This is a genomic window from Ruminococcus sp. OA3, from assembly GCF_022440845.1.
GTDB lineage: Bacteria > Bacillota > Clostridia > Lachnospirales > Lachnospiraceae > Ruminococcus_G.
The window spans coordinates 1,250,123-1,263,666 of sequence record NZ_JAKNTO010000001.1 but is presented as its reverse complement, the minus strand read 5'-3'; the positions used below and the strand labels follow the sequence as shown (position 1 = coordinate 1,263,666).

Below are 13,544 nucleotides of genomic sequence, written 5' to 3'. Positions count from 1 at the left end.
CGTTATATCATCAGATGATTATTTCTTACGGTTTTTATAAGAGTCAAACAATACTGCTGCAATAATGATTGCACCCAGAATCAGCTGCTGTAAATACGAAGATACATTCAAAAGATTCAGTCCATTGCGGATCACACCGATGATCACTGCACCCATCAAAGTTCCCCAGATACTTCCAAATCCACCCGTCAGGCTGGCACCGCCGATAACCGCGGAAGCGATTGCATCCATTTCGTAACCTTCTCCGGCACTTGACTGCGCGGAATTCAGTTTTGAAACCAGAATAATGGAAGCCAATGCACACGTAATGCCACTTACCGTGTAGGCAAGCATTTTATACTTTGTCACGTTGATACCGGAAAGCCTTGTTGCCTCTTCATTTCCGCCGATCGCATAGATATAGCGGCCAAACTTACGGTACTTCATAAGATAAAACACAACCGCATAGAGGATCAGCATGAAAACGATCTGGACTGGAATCTTTGTTCCGGGAATCATGCCTGAACCAATCCAGCGGAATCCCGTGCTGTACCCTGTGATTGTTTTTCCATTTGCAATCGTAAGGGCGGCACCGCGTGCCATACTCATCATACCGAGCGTGGCAATCATAGGCTGCAGTTTATATTTTGCGATCATCAGTCCGTTAAAGGTTCCGCATGCAGCGCCAACCAGGATACCGACCGGCATTGCAATCAGTGGGCTGATCCCCATGTCTACCATAAGCTTACCCATAACAATACCTACCAGCGCAAGAATAGAGCCTACTGATATATCAATCCCACCGGTAAAGATTACAATGGAAATACCAACTGCAAGAACTCCATTAACAGTGATCTGCTGCATGATATTAATCAGGTTCCCGCCGGTCAGAAACACAGGAGACATTATTGCCAGTAAGACACACAATACCAACAGTACCAACAGCGTCGTCATATTACTTAAATCAATCTTTTTCCCCTTCATTTTCACATCTCCTCCTGTTGTTTATTCGCACCGGTTGCGTACTTGATCACAGTATCCTCTGTCAGACCTTCCATATCCGACGGCTCCAGCACACCTGTCATCTCACCTTCATGCATAATATAGATTCTGTCGCTGATTCCCATACACTCCGTCAGCTCCGAAGATACCACTATAACTGCCTTACCGGACTTCTTTAATTCATTCATAATGCGGTAGATTTCCACCTTGGCACCCACGTCAATGCCACGGGTCGGTTCATCAAATATGATAATATCAGAGTTCGTATTCAGCCATTTACAGATAACCACTTTCTGCTGGTTACCTCCGCTCAGGTTCTTGGCCTTTTGTCTCAGACTCGGCGTTTTTACCCGAATAGATTCCGTGAGTTTTTGGTTGTTTTCCGTCTCTTTTTTTGCATCAATGCCAAATTTTCCCATGGTTGTGTCCAGGTTCGCGAGTGAAATATTTGTGTTAAGATCAAACTCCAGAATTAATCCCTGGTTTTTTCGGTCTTCGGTCAACAGTGCAATTCCACATTTTTTAGCCTCTTCACAGCTTTTGATATTTTGTTTCTTACCTTTGATCAGTACTTCTCCACTGTCAAACGGATCAGCGCCAAACACAGCACGCATTAATTCTGTACGACCGGCGCCCATCAGACCGTAAAATCCGGTAATCTGACCTGCACGCGCCTGGAAAGATACATTTTTTAATATCCTGCCCTGAACAATATTTTTTGCCTCCAACAGCACATCTCCAGGATTCACCTCAACTTTTGGGTAGTAATCTGTCATTTCCCTTCCGACCATCTGAGTGACCATCTCGTCAATCGTGATTTCTTTTACATTCAGGGTATTGATATACTCTCCATCCCTGAATATGGTCACTCGATCACCGATTTTCATGATTTCTTCCAGCCTGTGAGATATATACACAATCGCCTTTTTCTGCTTTTTCAACGTACTTATGATCTCAAACAGTGAGTCCACTTCTTTTTCCGTCAGTGCCGACGTCGGCTCATCCATGATAATAATGTCTGACTCGAAAGATAACGCCTTTGCGATCTCTACCAGCTGCATCTGTCCTACACTTAGTTTCGACACCAGAGTTTTTTCCGATATGTCTGCGTTGATCGAATCCAACAGGTCTCTGGCCGTCCGGTTCATCGTACGCCAGTCAACATTTCCCGATTTTGTTCTCGGCTGTCTTCCCATGAAGATATTTTCCGCAACCGTCAGGTTCTTTAACAGGTTCATTTCCTGAAAAATGATGCTGACTCCGCGCGCACGCTGTTCATCGATGCTCGCACATACGATGTCTTCTCCTTTGAGCGTCACGGATCCGGTATACTTTGTATTAACACCAGCCAAAACCTTCATAATCGTTGATTTACCGGCTCCATTCTCACCCAGAAGTACATGTACTTCACCGCGCCGGGCATCAAATCTGGCTTTGTTGAGTGCAAGTACCCCCGGAAATTCTACGGTAATATCCCGCATCTCAAGAATACATTCTCCTCTGCTTTCTCCCATACCTCTTCTCCTTCTCTTACCTTCTCTACAGGAAAATATCAGTCGCCATTAAACTCTCTCACAGTATCCAGCATGGCTGCTATATTCTCCACCGGTGTTTTCGCCTGTATAATATGGATCGTATTAAAGATGTAGCCTCCGTCTTTTGAAAATATCTCACACCGTTCTTTCACCTGCTCCTTCACTTGTTTAGGTGTCCCAAACGGCAGAATCTGCTGGGTATCAACACCGCCGCCCCAGAAGAGGATATCTTTGCCGTAGGTGTCCTTTAATGCCTGCGGATCCATCCCCGCTGCGGAGCACTGAACCGGATTGACTGCATCAAAGCCGCTTTCGATCAGCAGCGGGAGTATCGGGAAGATACCGCCGCAGCTGTGTTTCAGAGTCTTCCATTCCGTATGCTCGTGAATCCATCCGTTCATTTTTTTGTAATACGGAAGGTAAAACTCTTTGAATACATCCGGGTTTACAAACGGTCCTCTCTGTGTTCCAAAGTCCGTCCCACATATGTACATCACGTCGATATCATTTCCAAATGCGTCATAACATTTTTCAAAGCTTTTGATGGAACGGTTTACCTGTTCTTCAAACACCGCGTGCACATAATCCGGGTATAACAGCGGCGCCATGTACCATTCCGATAGACTGCGGATACCCTTTGGATCTTTGATATTCGGGCCCGGAATATTGGCGGCATCGCCCAGAGCAAAATATGCCGGAGCAATGGTAACTGCCTTATTGCTGCCCTTATACTTTTCAATCACTCCTTTATAGTACGAGATGGTTTCATCCGATACCACCTGGCAGTCCTCGGCGTTGTCGAGAGGATCCGCATCCTCCTCGTCAAATTCTTCCGTTCTCATGATATTGTCAAAGTAAAAACCATTTTCCGGCATATGTCCGCTCGGTTTCACAGAAGTATCTCCGCACGGGTAAACGTAGTATCCGCCGTTTCCGTCATCAGACAGTTCGCAGTCCCCGGGTATCAGTATGGTTTCTCCCTGATAGGACCACTCCTTCCAGTTATCGTTCGTATGGCCGAACGCATCATATCTTGGATCCAGCATCTGCACATCACTCATCATGATATCCGCAAGGTCCGGTTCAATAATTCCGGTCATGGTAGCCATATCCAGGATTTTTACCGGCTCTTCTTTTAATCCGTAGTATTTTCTCAATTCCCCTACCACAAGTGCATTGATCTGCGAGCAGCAAAACCCTCCGAAGTCAACAGCCATTTTATCCGGCTGCTTATGAGCAAATGATGTCTTTACACGTTCTCTTGATGTCATTCTTTTTCTCCTCTTTCTTTTATCCTGCAATGAAAGCACATCATATATGTGCTTATTTAAGGGTGCAAGTTCCCTGCAATTATCTCTTATACAGCAAAGTGATAATCATGCATTTTTTGCTTATTTTAAGGCTTTCTTGCATCTCTATTGAACATATTGTATAATATAAGAAACCCATATTCATTACTTGAAGATGCTAATTAATATCAAATTTGTGCTTTATATTTTTGAAAGTGGAGGAAGCTATGAATAAAAAACACAGAGAAAAAGCCGCCTATTTTGATAAGGGGCTGGTCTCCAAAAAAGGCGTATATTTTCACACCCCGTCAGATTTTGCAAAGCAAAATCTTTTCTGCCTTGCGTGGGGAGGAGAATTTGTATGTGATGCATCTTATGAGATTAACCGGCAGAAAAAAGAACAGTTTTTTGATAATTATCTTATTTTCCGTATTCTGGAGGGGAGTCTGAACTTTGAATATGAGAACTCCAGATTCACCGCATTCCCGGGGGACATCATTTACCTGGATTCAAATATTCCCAACCATTACTGGGCTTCCGGCAAAGTGCGGTTTCAGTATTTTCATTTTAACGGTCCACTGGCAAAATCCTTCTATGAACTGCTGCACACACAGCAGGGTATCTGTTTTACAGGCAAATCTGAGTCGGCGTTTCTATTTAACAGCATATTAAAGGAGATGGCCCAGCCAAATGCAAGCGATCAAAAACTGTCCCTGTTGATGTATAATCTGATTGCCGGACTTGCTATTCCAAGTTCAAAATACGCTAACGAAAATATACTGCGAGCCCAGCAATATATTAATGACAATTTTTACAAACCGATCACTGTTGATGACATTGCCGATTATGCCAGCCTGAGCCGATACCATTTTTCACGGATTTTTAAAAAAGATACTGGTTTCAGCCCTCACCAGTACCTGATCAATGTTCGATTACGGCATGCGCGGGAGCTCCTAAGCTCAGACTCTGCTTCTCTCGATACAATAGCCATGACGTGTGGATTTTCAAGCACCTCGCATTTTATCTCGGTTTTCAAAAAAGAAACCGGCGTAACGCCGGTTATGTTTAAAAAGTTCTTTGATATGAGCGGATTTTCCTGAAACCACATAAAGGCTGATGCAGATGGCAAGCCTTGATGACCCGGGCGTCATCCAATCAGCTGCAGAGACAACATTTATCCTCCGCCAAATGCTTTCCAAAATCCAAAACAGATGGCAGTGAAATCTTTTCGACTTCACTGCCATCTGCAGTCTGACCATTCAGTACAACTTTTTGGTTGTTTATGTTATATTTTTAAATACCATTATGTAAATCTTCTGATCGCAAGAATCGTCTTGCAGTCCGCACTTCTGTCGTGTGTGATACCCCACTGGCTGCCCTTCGCCTCTACGATCCCGCCGTTACCGTCATAGATCGCTACGTGACCAGAATAACAGATGACATCGCCGGCTCTTGCTTCAGACAAACTTCCTACAGGCTGTCCGAGGCTTCTCCAGCCTCCTGATGTGGTATATCCGCCGCTGTAAACACCACAGTTCTTCAGGACCTGCCATACGAAATGAGAACAGTCGATCCCGTTGGTCAGTGAGTTGCCGCCCCACACATATGGATTTCCCACAAACTGGTCAGCATAGGCTACGATAGCGCTGCCCGAAGAGCTGCCCGCAGAATAGCTGGGCTCATTGTCTTCCTCATGGGATTCTTCGGAATCACTGGAAGAAGATGAGGAACTTCCTGAATCAGCGCTGCTATCACCTGAAGCTTCATAGTTATCGGAAGAACCGCTGTCGGAATCCGTATTGCTTCCGGTATCTTCACTGTCATTCGCATTGCTGTCAGATGTATTGTCTGAATCATTTCCATTATTTGAATCCGCCTCAGAACCTGAAGAAGATTCATCCTCAGATGACTGCTGCTGTCTCTGGGCTTCTTCAGCCGCTGCCTGACGTCTTGCCTCTTCCGCTGCTGCCTGTCTGGCTGCTTCTTCCTCTGCACGCCTTCTCTCTTCAGCGAGGCGGTTAAGCTCAGCCTCCTGCTGTGCGATCAGATCACTGATTTCAGCTGCCTGCTGACGTGCAGTTGCAATCTGGCTCTCGTAATCACTGCTTGCCGCTTGTTTCTCATCGATTCGCGCCTGCAGGTCTGCCTGCTGGCCTTCCAGATCAGCTTTCTGGCTCTCCAGAGATGCCTTCTGTGTTTCCAGTGCTGCTTTCTGATCTTCCAGTTCTGCTTTCTGCGCTTCCAGGTTTTTCTTTAACTCAGTAACCTGGTTTACAACCGCTACATACTGCTCCAGCTGATCGCGGTCATAATCATGCAGACTCTGTGCATAGTCTGCACGGTTCAATACTTTTGAAAAATCCTCAGCCTCAAAGATCATCTTGACCCAGGCCGCGTCACCGCCGTTTTCATATATGTACTGGATACGTTTTTTCATATTCTCATACTGTTTGTCGCGGTCATCCTCTGCATCCTGTAAATCTTTTTTCGTCTGTTCGATCTCTGCTTTTTTATTTGTTATATCAGTTTCGGTATTCGAAATTTCCGCTTCTGTATTCGCAATGTCGGTTTTTGCCGCATCGATCTGTATCATCAGATCGACCATGTCTGCATCCATTGCATTGATTTCCGACTGGATCTGTGTCTGTCTCTCAGACAGGCTGTTAATGACTGAATTCGTTTCGCTCAACTGGCTTTCCGCCTGGTTCTTTTCCTGCCTTAGCTGGTCTTCCGTTGTAGCCAGAACCGTCATAGTCTGAGACAACATCATAACAAGACCAAGGAATACGCATACTATTTTTTTTCTCATTTTCTTATTTTCTCCTTACATCCATCATGATTTTTGTCATGTTGTGCCGTAAATATTTCGTAATATTCTCAAGACTTCCTCCATATACTATCATGATTCAAAAAGAATTTCAACCTTTTTGATTATTTTTCTTAAAGTCTTTTAATATTTTCGTAACATTTATAGTGTTTTTTGTAACACTCACAGTATACTTCCCTATCCGACAGTACGTATCCAGGCGCAGGTGGATCCTAAACCTTAAGCGTTTTTAAGAATCCTGCAGCCGTTGCCCCAATTACACAGATAACCGCTCCTGTCGGGATCAGGACGACGTAAACCGCATTGCCAAAACCGTCAAACAGCAGACCGTAAACCGTCTGCCCCAAAGGCTGCGCGCACATCGTGACAGCGGATACATATGCCATCACCTTCCCGATCAGATGATCCGGTGTTTTCTGCTGAATCATCGAAAGGGCAAATATGGAAAAGATACACACCGCAGCCTGCACACCACAAAATGCGATAATGTTCACTGCATACTTAATGACTGCGTTCACCGGAAAAAGAAAAACCATCCCTGCCATTACAACAAATCCTCCGAGAAGCAACAGAACCCGGGAAAGTTTTCCACTCTTAAGTTTACCTGTCAGCACTCCGGCAGCAATACTTCCGGCAATAGCCGCAAATCCCAGTGCACTTTCAGCCGCACCGTAATACTCTGCATTCAGTCCAAGAACAGTGCGCACAATGTAAGGCAGACCCACCATAGCGGTTCCTATGACAAAGAAACTGATAATCGCGCTTAAAATCAGCAGCTTCAATATCTTTGTCTGCTCCCTGCAAATAAACCGCATGCTTACCAGAAAATCATTTTTTATAATGGACAGGACACTTCCGCCGCTGTCACACGGTATCTTTTCCAGTCTGATGAAGCATTCAAAAAAAGCCGTGATAAAGAAGCACAGAATACAGGCTATCATGACAGGCCTCATTCCGAAAGCAACGTAGAGCACACTGCCCAGTATAGGAGCAAACAGCCCCGCAACAGCAGCCACCTGATTGACGACTGCATTTCCTTTGATAATATTATCTCCTGTCTGCATCTGAGGAACACACGCCTGTACAGTCGGTGACTCAAATGCACCCAGTACGGAAAGTACAACCAGCAGTACTCCGATTATCGTGATACCGCTATGCTCAGAAAACAGTAAGACGGCACACAAAACCGACAGCCCCGACAGTAAATCGAGTGCAACCATGATATTTCTTCTGTTTGCTCTGTCTGCAAGAATTCCTCCCAGTGGTGACAGCAGTATTGTCGGTATCGTTGCCACGGCCAGAATGCCTGCAAAAACAGCCGCTGATCCTGTTGTCTCGAGCACATACATGGACATCGCAAATTTCAAAATGTAATTACCAAACAGGGAACACACCTGTCCCAGAATCAAAAATGTAAAATTCCCATTAAATAACCTTTGTTTCATCTTCTCCTCCTTTTAATACCTTTAGTTGGTATGTAAATAAAGACAAAAAACGCGCCTGGGCACTTTAATACCTACCGTATGTATGTAATTATGCAAATAAAATTGCCTCGAAAGGCATTTTTATTTTACTCTTCCAGAGCCAGTTTTTTCAGACTGTTCCTGACCTGCTGCATGATCTCATCATCGAGCAGTGGTACTCCCATCCTTTCAAGCATCTCTTTTATAAAAGCAAACTTACAGAACATCTCTTCCTGAGAGGCCGGAAAAATCGACGGCGCCGCCCACAGATTTGTCAGCAGCGGCAAAAGTTCTGAAATCTCTTTTGCATATTCTGTATGGATCGAACCATCACGCTGTCCTTCTTCCAGCAGTTCCAGCCACAGCGGAGATATGACCCTGCGGTCAGTATCAATCATGCCGGCAAGTATGCGGGGATTCTTCAATATCGGTACACTCTGCCTGCTGATCTCGGTTCTGTCCATATCCAGCTGATTAACCCTGATCACTTCACGCATTTTCTGCAGCGCATTAAGATCAGTGCGTCTTTTAACCGCCTGAAAAGGATTATTTTCGAAGAACATCTTATCACCCAGAGCATCCAGAATCTCTTCCTTGGATTTAAAATGGTGGTATATAGCCCCTTTTGTCAGACCATCCAGCTGATCGACAATATCCTGAATAGTTGTGCTCTCATACCCCTTTTCTATAAAAAGCCGTTGAGACACCTCTAATATTTTTTCAACTGTAACTTCAGGATATTTATTACGTGCCATAATTTTTCCTCCCACATTTACATTCATTCGGTATGTATCTATTATATGCACTGTTATACCATAAGTCAAGATACATTCTGTATTTGGGAACTGCATCTTTATCCCCCTGTCATACTGTCAAATCCAATCTGCACCTTCGTGCCCTTCCCTGGCTTTGACGTGATCGTCAGCGTATGGGACAGACGCGTCAGTATCTTCCTGCACAGATATAGTCCAATGCCCGTCGACTTCTGGTGGCTGCGCCCATTATAGCCTGTATATCCTCGCTCACACACACGCGGAAGGTCTTCCGGAGCGATGCCTATCCCGGTATCTTCGATTACCAGCGTATCGGGCAGTTCTTTCGACCGATAGATTGATATTTTCCCCTGAGGAGTGTATTTCAGAGCGTTCGACAACAGTTGTTCAACGACAAATACCATCCACTTTTCATCCGTAATCACATTACATCCGATCTCATCGTACTCCAGTGTTATTTTCTTTTGAATAAATGTTCTCGCATATTTTTTCACAGCCTGATGGATAATCTCATCCAGTGAGTAGGCTTTCAATGTGAGATCACCCGAAATATTTTCCGTGCGCAGATACTGCAGTACCATATCCACGTACTGCTCAACCTTAAAAAGCTGCGTAGCCAGCTCCTTTTTATCAGCTGGCCCCTCCTCCTGAAGCAGGAGGTTCATAGCGGAAATCGGGGTCTTGATCTGATGTGCCCACAATGTATAGTAATCATTCAGTTCTGCCATAGAACGGTCTTTCTCCAGGATAGCTGCGGCTCTGCCGTGTGCCGCTGTCTCCAGCAGTTCCTGATAATCCGCCTCCAGGATGTCTCCCGGTTCAGGCAGTGTGATCATCTCATTCTCCATCACGGACTTCTGGCCGTGCAGCTGCATATGTTTCCGGTAGTATCCATAGAAACGAACAGCCGCTGTCACTGCCAGCACCAATGCCTCCATAATAATCAGGTATACTGCCATCTCGAACGGCTGCCTGTACAGCCAGAACATTATGATAATGATGGCCGCTATTAACGTACCCGCTATAATTACCGGAACCTGTTTGCGAATATAAGATTTCATCCCAGACAACATGTTTTTCATCTTTACTTCACCAGATATCCAATTCCCTTTTTAGTAACGATAAACTCCGAAATTCCCGCTTCATCCAGTTTCTTACGAAGTCTTGTCACATTTACAGTCAGCGTGTTGTCATCGATAAAACTGTCACTCTCCCAAAGGCATTCCATGATCGTATCCCGCTCCACAACATGTCCTGTCCGTTCCATCAAAAGCTGCAGAATGCGAAACTCATTTTTGGTCAGATCAATTTTCCTCCCCTCATAAGTCAAAGTCGCATCTGCCAGATTCAAAAGCACTCCGCGGTGCTCCAGAGCTTTCGTGTTCTCGGCAAAAGAATACGTCCTGCGCAGAAGCGCCTGAATCTTTGCTGTCAGAACCTGCAGGTCAAAAGGTTTGGAGATAAAATCATCAGCTCCCATGTTCATCGCCATCACCATATTCATATTATCAGACGCAGAGGACAGAAATACGATGGGAACACTCGACTGACACCTTATCTTTGTACACCAGTAAAAACCGTTAAAAAAAGGCAGCATGATATCAAGCAAAATCAGATGTGGTTCAAATGCAAAGACCTGCTCAGTCACCTTCTCAAAATCATTGACGCATGCCGTCTCATATCCCCATTTCTTCAGATGTTCACTGATTACTTTTGCAATTGTCACATCGTCTTCTATGATCATGATCTTATACATCTGCTGCCTCCTGTGATTTCAGTTTATTCTTCTCCCATCATATCACATTTCAAGTTCAGAAAAAAGAAAAGTACCAGACATCGGGTACTTTTCTTTAGAATCATTTATTGGCTGCAGATTGAAATTCAGCAACATCGCACCCGCACAAGAGAGATACTGGATTGGCTTAAACATCAATTTTTGGATTTATATCCTAGGATTGCGTGGAATCAGCCCATGTTTACGGATCACGGTACATTTATCATCGGGTTTGGCGTGTCCGGCAAACATTTGGCTGTTTCCCCTGAACGTGCGGGAAGCGAACATTTTACATATGAGATATCAACCGTTGGCTACAGCCAGAATAAAATGCTGTTTCGAATAAAATGGCACAGGCTTGTATTTACCGATAAAAGCAGTATGCTCATTTACAGCTTTTCGATAAAACGAAGAAACGCGGCGTTCCCCTCCTCCGTTCTTTTATAAACACCGGCGTCTTCCAGGACTTCCCGGAACACACGTCCAATCTCCCTCCGCAGAATCTCATGGATATTATCGCGGTTCACGTCCGGATAGGAGGGCAGGAATTCCTCCACCCAGTCTGCGTGTTTTTCCAACACGCTGTCGCCCCGGACATTCCTGTTATCCAGGATAGCCTGGGCAAGCTGTTCCATCTCCGCCTTCAGCCGGGATGGAAGGACAGCGAGTCCCATCACTTCAATCAATCCTATATTCTCTTTTTTGATGTGGTGCAGACCCGCATGTGGATGGAATACTCCCAGCGGGTGCTCTTCCGTTGTTATATTGTTTCGCAGAACGAGATCCATTTCAAAATATTCACCTCTTTTTCTGCAGATCGGCGTTATCGTATTGTGTGGTACACCGTCAGTCTCAGCGTAAATAAAAGCCTGTTCATCCGTATAGTTCCGCCACGTATTGAGGATATGTTCCGATAGTGCTGCAAGACGCCCTGCATCCCGCGAACGCAGTCTGATCACAGACATCGGCCATTTTACAATTCCAGCTTCCACATCCTTGTATTCTTTAATATGAACATGCCTTTCGATCGGAGCTTTCGCCATCGCAAATTCATGGTGTCCTCCCTGGAAATGTTCATGACTCAGAATAGATCCTCCCACAATCGGAAGATCAGCATTCGATCCCACGAAGTAATGCGGAAACCGGGCAATAAAATCCAGCAGTTTTTCAAATGCCCTGCGGTCTATCTTCATCGGTACATGTTCCATATTAAATACGATGCAGTGTTCCGGATAATACACGTAGGGAGAGTACTGCAGTCCCCAGGACTCACCGCTGATATCAAGCGGTATGACCCTGTGGTTCTGCCTGGCCGGATGATCCACCCGTCCGGCATAACCTTCATTTTCCCGGCACAGCAGACATTTGGGATAGCCCACTGCCCTGACCTTTCCCGCAGCCGCAATGGCCTTTGGATCTTTTTCCGGCTTGGATAGATTAACGGTGAGTTCCAGTGTCCCGTACTCTGTCGGTGTGACCCACTTTTCATCTTTTCTGATCCGATATCGGCGGATATAGTCACTGTCCTGACTGAGCTTATAAAAATAATCCGTCGCTTTTTCCGGATTTTCCCGGTAAAGTTTCCGAAAATTCGCGATCACCGTACTCGGTCTCGGCATCAGCTCTCCCATAATGGCCGTATCAAACAGATCTCTGTACACCGTTGTATTTTCTTCCAGCAGTCCCTGCTGCCAGGCATAGTCCAGTATGGATGCAAGCACCGGTTCAAGTTCTATCGAGTGATATTCTTCTGTGGGCTCCTCATAAAAAGACAATTTTAAAAGAGCCAGCAGCTGGTTCGTGGTATCCGTTACATCTTCCGGTTCCAGCAGACCTTTCTCCACACCATAGGTTACCAGTTTTTTAATATCAGAACAGATCATCGTACTTCTCCTTCCGTTCATTCGGCATATCCTTGCGGATGATTCCGGTGCCATTTCCATGCCGTCTCGATGATGTCCTCCAGACTGTCATGTTCCGGTTTCCATTTCAGAATATCACGTGCTTTTTGACTGGAGGCAATCAGCCGTGCCGGATCGCCCGCGCGGCGTGCTTTTGCCACTGCCGGTATCGCATGTCCTGTCACCTTTCTGGCGGTCTCGATCACTTCCCGCACTGTAAAGCCAACACCGTTCCCAAGATTAAAGATGTCACTTTCCCCGCCATCAAGCAGATATTTAAGCGCCAGTATATGCGCCTGAGCCAGATCCGTGACATGGATGTAGTCCCTGACACAGGTTCCGTCTTTCGTATCATAATCTTCCCCAAAAATGCTGATGGATTTCCGCTGCCCGTTTGGGACCTGGAGAATCAGAGGGATCAGATGAGTTTCCGGATGGTGATCTTCCCCGATGTTCCCGCTGATATGCGCACCGCACGCATTAAAATACCGCAGAGAGACGTATCTCAGCCCATGTGCCTTTCCAGTCCATTTAAACATTTTTTCCATGGACAGCTTTGTCTCGCCATATGTATTGGTCGGCTCTGTCCGATCTGTCTCCACGACAGGAATCCTCTCCGGCTCACCGTAAGTCGCTGCCGTCGATGAAAAGACAATGTTATCCACGTGATGAGCAACCATGCTCTCCAGCAGGACCTTCGTTCCGCACAGGTTATTATCGTAATATTTAAGAGGATCCTTCATGCTTTCTCCCACCAGTGAATTGGCCGCAAAATGTATCACCGCATCGATCTTCTCATGGTCCAGCACATAATCCACAAAACTCCGGTCTCTCAGATCTCCCTTATAGAAAACCGCATGCGGATGCACTGCCTGTTTATGACCCGTTTCCAGATTGTCGGCGATCACCACATCATACCCTGCGTCTGTCAGTTCATAGACCGTATGGGATCCGATGTAACCGGCCCCTCCCAGAACAAGTATTTTCATCACAATAACTCC

11 protein-coding genes are annotated in these 13,544 nt (G+C 45.5%); 1 reads left to right on the top strand and 10 read right to left on the bottom strand.

Features of this window, described 5'->3' with window-relative positions:
* Positions 1 to 18 precede the first annotated feature (18 nt).
* The 3 genes from MCG98_RS05790 to MCG98_RS05780 are packed head-to-tail and all read right to left on the bottom strand — an operon-like array spanning position 19 to position 3,787.
* A complete protein-coding gene (locus MCG98_RS05790; RefSeq protein WP_240300841.1) occupies positions 19 to 963 on the bottom strand; it encodes an ABC transporter permease in 945 nt (314 codons plus the stop codon).
* A 2-nt stretch (positions 964 to 965) separates the two neighbouring features.
* On the bottom strand, positions 966 to 2,495 hold the full coding sequence (locus MCG98_RS05785; RefSeq protein WP_240300840.1) for a sugar ABC transporter ATP-binding protein: 1,530 nt from the start codon (positions 2,493 to 2,495) through the stop codon (positions 966 to 968).
* Between the two features lie 38 nt (positions 2,496 to 2,533).
* Entirely contained in the window at positions 2,534 to 3,787 is a 1,254-nt protein-coding gene (locus MCG98_RS05780) for a uroporphyrinogen decarboxylase family protein (protein WP_240286009.1), read from the bottom strand.
* 245 nt (positions 3,788 to 4,032) lie between these two features.
* Here MCG98_RS05780 and MCG98_RS05775 point away from each other — a divergent pair, with 245 nt between their 5' ends.
* On the top strand, positions 4,033 to 4,905 hold the full coding sequence (locus MCG98_RS05775) for an AraC family transcriptional regulator (RefSeq protein WP_240286011.1): 873 nt from the start codon (positions 4,033 to 4,035) through the stop codon (positions 4,903 to 4,905).
* A gap of 203 nt (positions 4,906 to 5,108) precedes the next feature.
* Here MCG98_RS05775 and MCG98_RS05770 read toward each other — a convergent pair whose 3' ends face one another.
* The 7 genes from MCG98_RS05770 to galE all read right to left on the bottom strand — a co-directional run bounded on the left by MCG98_RS05770 (position 5,109) and on the right by galE (position 13,532).
* Positions 5,109 to 6,614 carry a C40 family peptidase gene (locus MCG98_RS05770; protein WP_240300839.1) on the bottom strand — a complete coding sequence of 502 codons (1,506 nt, stop codon included), beginning with the start codon at positions 6,612 to 6,614 and terminating at the stop codon, positions 5,109 to 5,111.
* A 230-nt stretch (positions 6,615 to 6,844) separates the two neighbouring features.
* Positions 6,845 to 8,077: an MFS transporter gene (locus MCG98_RS05765; protein ID WP_240286015.1), complete on the bottom strand. Its 1,233-nt coding sequence runs from the start codon at positions 8,075 to 8,077 to the stop codon at positions 6,845 to 6,847.
* A 125-nt stretch (positions 8,078 to 8,202) separates the two neighbouring features.
* A complete protein-coding gene (locus MCG98_RS05760) occupies positions 8,203 to 8,850 on the bottom strand; it encodes a TetR/AcrR family transcriptional regulator (RefSeq protein WP_240300838.1) in 648 nt (215 codons plus the stop codon).
* Positions 8,851 to 8,948: 98 nt separating this feature from the next.
* Positions 8,949 to 9,950: a sensor histidine kinase gene (locus tag MCG98_RS05755; protein WP_240300837.1), complete on the bottom strand. Its 1,002-nt coding sequence runs from the start codon at positions 9,948 to 9,950 to the stop codon at positions 8,949 to 8,951.
* Between the two features lie 2 nt (positions 9,951 to 9,952).
* Positions 9,953 to 10,624, bottom strand: coding sequence for a response regulator transcription factor (locus MCG98_RS05750; RefSeq protein ID WP_240300836.1), 672 nt, complete (start codon positions 10,622 to 10,624; stop codon positions 9,953 to 9,955).
* A 407-nt stretch (positions 10,625 to 11,031) separates the two neighbouring features.
* Positions 11,032 to 12,525, bottom strand: a complete 1,494-nt coding sequence (gene galT, locus MCG98_RS05745) for a UDP-glucose--hexose-1-phosphate uridylyltransferase (protein ID WP_240303379.1) — start codon at positions 12,523 to 12,525, stop codon at positions 11,032 to 11,034.
* Positions 12,526 to 12,542: 17 nt separating this feature from the next.
* Positions 12,543 to 13,532 carry a UDP-glucose 4-epimerase GalE gene (galE, locus tag MCG98_RS05740; protein ID WP_240300835.1) on the bottom strand — a complete coding sequence of 330 codons (990 nt, stop codon included), beginning with the start codon at positions 13,530 to 13,532 and terminating at the stop codon, positions 12,543 to 12,545.
* Positions 13,533 to 13,544 lie beyond the last annotated feature (12 nt).

Bases quoted from the DNA above. Each gene is read 5' to 3' on its own strand.
- MCG98_RS05790 (WP_240300841.1), bottom strand. From the start codon at position 963: ATGAAGGGGAAAAAGATTGATTTAAGTAATATGACGACGCTGTTGGTA.
- MCG98_RS05785 (WP_240300840.1), bottom strand. From the start codon at position 2,495: ATGGGAGAAAGCAGAGGAGAATGTATTCTTGAGATGCGGGATATTACC.
- MCG98_RS05780 (WP_240286009.1), bottom strand. From the start codon at position 3,787: ATGACATCAAGAGAACGTGTAAAGACATCATTTGCTCATAAGCAGCCG.
- MCG98_RS05775 (WP_240286011.1), top strand. From the start codon at position 4,033: ATGAATAAAAAACACAGAGAAAAAGCCGCCTATTTTGATAAGGGGCTG.
- MCG98_RS05770 (WP_240300839.1), bottom strand. From the start codon at position 6,614: ATGAGAAAAAAAATAGTATGCGTATTCCTTGGTCTTGTTATGATGTTG.
- MCG98_RS05765 (WP_240286015.1), bottom strand. From the start codon at position 8,077: ATGAAACAAAGGTTATTTAATGGGAATTTTACATTTTTGATTCTGGGA.
- MCG98_RS05760 (WP_240300838.1), bottom strand. From the start codon at position 8,850: ATGGCACGTAATAAATATCCTGAAGTTACAGTTGAAAAAATATTAGAG.
- MCG98_RS05755 (WP_240300837.1), bottom strand. From the start codon at position 9,950: ATGAAAAACATGTTGTCTGGGATGAAATCTTATATTCGCAAACAGGTT.
- MCG98_RS05750 (WP_240300836.1), bottom strand. From the start codon at position 10,624: ATGTATAAGATCATGATCATAGAAGACGATGTGACAATTGCAAAAGTA.
- galT (WP_240303379.1), bottom strand. From the start codon at position 12,525: ATGATCTGTTCTGATATTAAAAAACTGGTAACCTATGGTGTGGAGAAA.
- galE (WP_240300835.1), bottom strand. From the start codon at position 13,532: ATGAAAATACTTGTTCTGGGAGGGGCCGGTTACATCGGATCCCATACG.